Origin of the sequence: Dietzia sp. SLG310A2-38A2, from assembly GCF_014145095.1 — a bacterium.
In the GTDB taxonomy this organism is placed as follows: Bacteria; Actinomycetota; Actinomycetes; order Mycobacteriales; family Mycobacteriaceae; genus Dietzia.
In genome coordinates, this window is sequence record NZ_JAALDX010000270.1 from 1 (window position 1) to 4838 (window position 4838).

The following is a 4838-nucleotide window of genomic DNA, read 5'->3' on the forward strand; positions in this document are numbered from 1 at the left end:
GGCCGCACCCTCCACTCAGGGAAGGTGCGGCCCCGCCGGGGAGACCACGGGAGGTCAGCGCGCGAACAGCAGTGCGCGCTTGACCTCCTGGATCGCCTTGGTCACCTGGATGCCACGGGGGCACGCGTCGGTGCAGTTGAAGGTGGTGCGGCAGCGCCACACGCCCTCCGCGTCGTTGAGGATCTCCAGGCGCTCGGCGGCGCCCTCGTCGCGCGAGTCGAAGATGAAGCGGTGCGCGTTGACGATTGCCGCCGGCCCGAAGTACGACCCGTCGGCCCAGAACACGGGGCAGGAGCTCGTGCAACAGGCGCAGAGGATGCACTTGGTGGTGTCGTCGAAGCGGGCCCGGTCCGTCGGGGACTGGATACGCTCGGCCGTCGGATGATTGCCGGACGTGATGAGGTACGGCATGACGTCACGGAACGACTTGAAGAACGGCTCCATGTCGACGTACAGGTCCTTCTCCACCGGCAGCCCGCGGATCGGGGCGACGGTGATGGTGATGGACTTGCCGTCCTTGGGGAGCATGTCCTTCATGAGGACCTTGCACGCCAGCCGGTTGACGCCGTTGATCAGCATGGCGTCCGAGCCACAGATGCCGTGCGCGCACGAGCGGCGGAACGCCAGGCTGCCGTCGATGTAGTTCTTGACGTACATCAACAGGTTGAGCAGACGGTCCGACGGCAGCGACGGGACCTCGTACTCCTTCCAGCCCTGCGAGTCCGGATCCTCCGGGTTGAACCGGGCGATCTTGAGCGTGACCATGGTGGAGCCGGGCGGCACGGGACGGTTCGAGCCCGGCTCCTTGCCGTCGGTGGCCTTGGTGGTGTCGACTGCGGTGGTCATCAGTACTTACGCTCCATCGGCTCGTAGCGGGTCTGCACTACCGGCTTCCAGTCTAACCGGATCTCGGAGAGGAGACCGAGACCGTCCTTGACCGCCATGGTGTGCATCATGTACTCGTCGTCGTTGCGGTCCGGGTAGTCCTCGCGGGAGTGGCCGCCGCGGGACTCCTTGCGGTTGAGGGCACCCACGACGGTGACCTCCGCCAGCTCCAGGAGGAAGCCGAGCTCGACGGCTTCGAGGAGCTCGGTGTTGAACCGCTTGCCCTTGTCGCTGACGGTCACGTCGGCGTAGCGCTTCTTGAGGGCGCGGAGCTCGTCGCGGGCCTCGGTGAGCGACTGCTCGGTGCGGAACACCGAGGCCTTGTCGTCCATCATGGCCTGCATCTCGGTGCGGATGTCGTTGGCGTTCTCGCTGCCGTGTTCCGCGAGCATGCTCTCCATCCACTCGCGGACCATCTTCTCGGGCTCCTCGGGGAGCTCGACGAAGCCGTGGCTCTCGGCGTAGTCGGCGGCGGCGATGCCGGCGCGGCGACCGAACACGTTGATGTCGAGCAGCGAGTTGGTGCCCAGGCGGTTGGAGCCGTGGACGGACACGCAGGCGCACTCGCCGGCGGCGTAGAGGCCGGGGACCACGTCGTCGTTGGTGCGCAGCACCTCGCCCTTGATGTTGGTCGGGATGCCGCCCATGACGTAGTGACACGTCGGGAACACCGGGACGAGCTCGGTGACCGGGTCGACACCCAGGTAGGTCCGGGAGAACTCCGTGATGTCCGGCAGCTTCTCCTCGAGCACGTCCGCGCCGAGGTGGGTCACGTCGATGTAGACGTAGTCCTTCTCGGGCCCGGCGCCCCGGCCCTCGCGCACCTCGAGGACCATCGAGCGGGCGACGATGTCACGCGGCGCGAGGTCCTTGATGGTGGGGGCGTAGCGCTCCATGAAGCGCTCACCGTCCGCGTTGCGCAGGATGCCGCCCTCGCCGCGGACGGCCTCGGAGATGAGGATGCCCAGGCCCGCGAGACCCGTCGGGTGGAACTGGTGGAACTCCATGTCCTCAAGGGGCAGGCCCTTGCGGAAGACCACGGCCATGCCGTCACCGGTGAGGGTGTGGGCGTTGGAGGTGGTCTTGTACATCCGCCCCGAACCGCCGGTCGCGAAGACGGTGGCCTTGGCGTGGAAGACGTGCAGGTCGCCGGAGGCGAGCTCGTAGGCGACGCAGCCGGTGGACACGGGGCCCTCCGGGGTCTCCGTGAGGCAGAGGTCCAGGACGTAGAACTCGTTGAAGAATTCGACGTTGTGCTTGACACAGTTCTGGTAGAGCGTCTGCAGGATCATGTGACCCGTGCGGTCGGCCGCGTAGCAGGCCCGGCGCACGGGCGCCTTACCGTGGTCGCGGGTGTGACCACCGAAGCGACGCTGGTCGATCTTGCCCTCGGGCGTGCGGTTGAACGGCAGGCCCATGTTCTCCAGGTCGATGACGGCGGTGATGGCCTCCTTGGCCATGATCTCCGCGGCGTCCTGGTCGACGAGGTAGTCGCCGCCCTTGACCGTGTCGAAGGTGTGCCACTCCCAGTTGTCCTCCTCGACGTTCGCGAGGGCGGCGCACATGCCGCCCTGGGCGGCGCCGGTGTGGGAGCGGGTGGGGTAGAGCTTGGTGAGGACGGCGGTACGGGTCCGCGGGCCCGACTCGATGGCCGCGCGCATGCCTGCGCCGCCGGCGCCGACGATTACCACGTCGTACTGGTGCTGGTGGACCTGACGATCGGTCATGGGATTCTCAGTGCTCGCTTTCGAAGTGGAACGGTCCGCAGGCGTCGATCAGACGTCGTAGGCGAGGCCGAAGAGGGCGTAGGTGCCCAGGGCCAGGACGAGGACGGTCGCGGCGATGAGGATCGCGTTGAGCCAGAACCGCGTCGAGTCCTTGCGCGAATAGTCCGCGATGACCGTCCGGACGCCGTTCGCGCCGTGGAGCTGTGCCAGCCAGAGCATGAGGAGGTCCCACGTGGCCCAGAACGGGCTCTGCCAGCGATCCGCGACGTAGGCCCAGTCGATCCGGTGGACTCCCTCGTCGATCATGAGGCCCACGGTGAGGTGGCCGAGCGTGAGGATGACCAACGCGACGCCCGAGGCGCGCATGAAGATCCACGCGGTGCGCTCGAAGTTGCCGCGTGAGCGCAGGCGCGGGGAGCGCGGCTGGGCGAGCGAGGCGGGGCGATCGTATGACGTCTGGAGAACAGGTGCGTCTGCCATGGTGATCGTTCTCCTTAGATGTGCTGGAAGAGAAGGAAGAGGAGGCGGGCGGTCGCCGCGGCAAAGACCACGACCCAGATCGCCAGGACGGCCCAGAGCATCTGGCGCTGGTACTTCGCACCCTTGGACCAGAAGTCGATGGCGACGATGCGCAGACCGTTGAGCGCGTGGAAGAGGACCAGCGCGACCAGGCCGACCTCCAGGAGCCCGACGATCGGGGTCTTGTACGAGTCGATGACCGCGTTGTACGTCTCCGGGCTCACCGTGACGAGCGAGGTGTCCAGCACGTGCACGAAGAGGAAGAAGAAGATCGCCACGCCGGAGATACGGTGCGCGACCCACGACCACATCCCCGGGTCACCCTTGTAGATGCTGATCTTCTTATTGGGGGCCGGACGCGCCGGCGCCTGCGCAGTACTCATGGGCTTGTCGTGCCTCCGAATCGTCTGGGCGTGGTGCCATCGGCGCGCGTTTCCTGCCCGAGAGCACAGCGGGCGCCTACTAGGACTTTAGACCTGAGAGGACGCGGACGAGAAGCTGGGTGGGTAGCGTGGTCCGAACGGGTATTGCCTGTTAGGGGACCCTAATCGAAGTTACCGAAGGGTAGAAAAGGGTGTCTGTCAACGAAACCGCAGCACAGAGGAACGCGGCCCGCAGCGGTTTGCGCGAAGCCGCGCTGACGGCCGCACGGAACGCCTATCGGCCGTACTCAGGATTGGGGGTGGGGGCCGCCGCTCTGGCGTCGGAACCCGGTGGCGACGAGTGCAGGATCGTGACCGGGTGCAACGTCGAGAACGCCTCCTACGGGCTCACCCTCTGCGCCGAGTGCTCGCTCGTATCCGACCTCCACCGCACGGGTGGCGGGAGACTGCTCGAGCTCGTCGTCGTCGGCCTCGATGGTGACCCGCTGGCGCCGTGCGGGCGGTGCCGCCAGCTCCTCCACGAACACGGCGGACCGGATCTGGTCGTCCACACCGCCCGTGGTCCCGTCCGCCTGGGCGAGCTCCTGCCGGACGCCTTCGGTCCGGAGGACCTCACGTGACCCGGTCCATCGACGCCGTACGGATCATCGAGGCCAAGCGCGACGGCAACGAGCTCGGTGACGACGAGATCGACTGGATCGTCGACGGCTACACCCGCGGTCGGGTTCCACCCGAACAGATGTCCGCGTTGGCGATGGCGGTGTACTTCCGGGGCATGACCGACCGCGAGATCGCCCGCTGGACCTCCGCGATGGTCGCATCCGGCACCCGGTTGGACCTGTCCGGCCTGACCCGGGCCGGTCGTCGTGTCCCCACGGTGGACAAGCACTCGACCGGCGGCGTGGGCGACTCGGTGACGCTCGTGCTGACCCCCCTGTTGGCGACCTGGGAGCTGGCGGTGCCCCAGCTCTCGGGACGCGGGCTCGGTCACACGGGCGGAACCCTCGACAAGCTCGAGGCGATCCCCGGCTGGCGCGCCGACCTGGACGCCGCCGCCAGGCGACGGATCCTCGAGGAGACCGGGGCCGTGATCTGCGCGGCCGGTGCCGACCTCGCGCCCGCCGACCGGGCCCTCTACGCGCTACGGGACGTCACCGGGACCGTCCCGTCCATCCCCATGCTGGCGGCGTCGATCATGAGCAAGAAGATCGCCGAGGGCACCGGCGCGTTGGTGCTCGACGTCAAGTGCGGATCCGGGGCCTTCCGGCCCGACCGCGCTGATGCGGACGAGCTGGCCCGGGTGATGGTCGGCATCGGCACGGCG

6 protein-coding genes are annotated in these 4838 nt (G+C 67.8%); 2 read left to right on the forward strand and 4 right to left on the reverse strand.

All coding sequences use genetic code 11. The features are described from left to right. Window positions 1–54: 54 nt before the first annotated feature. From G6027_RS09855 to sdhC, 4 genes are read right to left on the reverse strand one after another with little or no spacing between them, the layout of a single operon-like run. On the reverse strand, window positions 55–846 hold the full coding sequence (locus G6027_RS09855; protein WP_182637022.1) for a succinate dehydrogenase iron-sulfur subunit: 792 nt from the start codon (window positions 844–846) through the stop codon (window positions 55–57). Next, complete coding sequence (sdhA, locus tag G6027_RS09860; RefSeq protein ID WP_182637023.1) at window positions 846–2612, reverse strand: succinate dehydrogenase flavoprotein subunit; 1767 nt, start codon at window positions 2610–2612, stop codon at window positions 846–848. The genes G6027_RS09855 and sdhA overlap by 1 nt, the downstream gene beginning before the upstream one ends. 48 nt (window positions 2613–2660) lie before the next feature. Further along, window positions 2661–3092 (reverse strand): succinate dehydrogenase hydrophobic membrane anchor subunit, encoded by a 432-nt coding sequence (locus G6027_RS09865; protein ID WP_179524745.1) that lies wholly within the window; start codon window positions 3090–3092, stop codon window positions 2661–2663. A gap of 14 nt (window positions 3093–3106) precedes the next feature. After that, on the reverse strand, window positions 3107–3514 hold the full coding sequence (sdhC, locus tag G6027_RS09870; protein ID WP_182609616.1) for a succinate dehydrogenase, cytochrome b556 subunit: 408 nt from the start codon (window positions 3512–3514) through the stop codon (window positions 3107–3109). Between the two features lie 191 nt (window positions 3515–3705). Here sdhC and G6027_RS09875 point away from each other — a divergent pair, with 191 nt between their 5' ends. Continuing rightward, window positions 3706–4134 carry a cytidine deaminase gene (locus G6027_RS09875; protein WP_182637024.1) on the forward strand — a complete coding sequence of 143 codons (429 nt, stop codon included), beginning with the start codon at window positions 3706–3708 and terminating at the stop codon, window positions 4132–4134. Further along, on the forward strand, window positions 4131–4838 hold a 708-nt coding region (locus tag G6027_RS09880), incomplete at its 3' end, for a thymidine phosphorylase (RefSeq protein WP_182637025.1). The genes G6027_RS09875 and G6027_RS09880, both read left to right, overlap by 4 nt.

Bases quoted from the DNA above. Each gene is read 5' to 3' on its own strand.
- G6027_RS09855 (WP_182637022.1), bottom strand. From the start codon at position 846: ATGACCACCGCAGTCGACACCACCAAGGCCACCGACGGCAAGGAGCCG.
- sdhA (WP_182637023.1), bottom strand. From the start codon at position 2,612: ATGACCGATCGTCAGGTCCACCAGCACCAGTACGACGTGGTAATCGTC.
- G6027_RS09865 (WP_179524745.1), bottom strand. From the start codon at position 3,092: ATGGCAGACGCACCTGTTCTCCAGACGTCATACGATCGCCCCGCCTCG.
- sdhC (WP_182609616.1), bottom strand. From the start codon at position 3,514: ATGAGTACTGCGCAGGCGCCGGCGCGTCCGGCCCCCAATAAGAAGATC.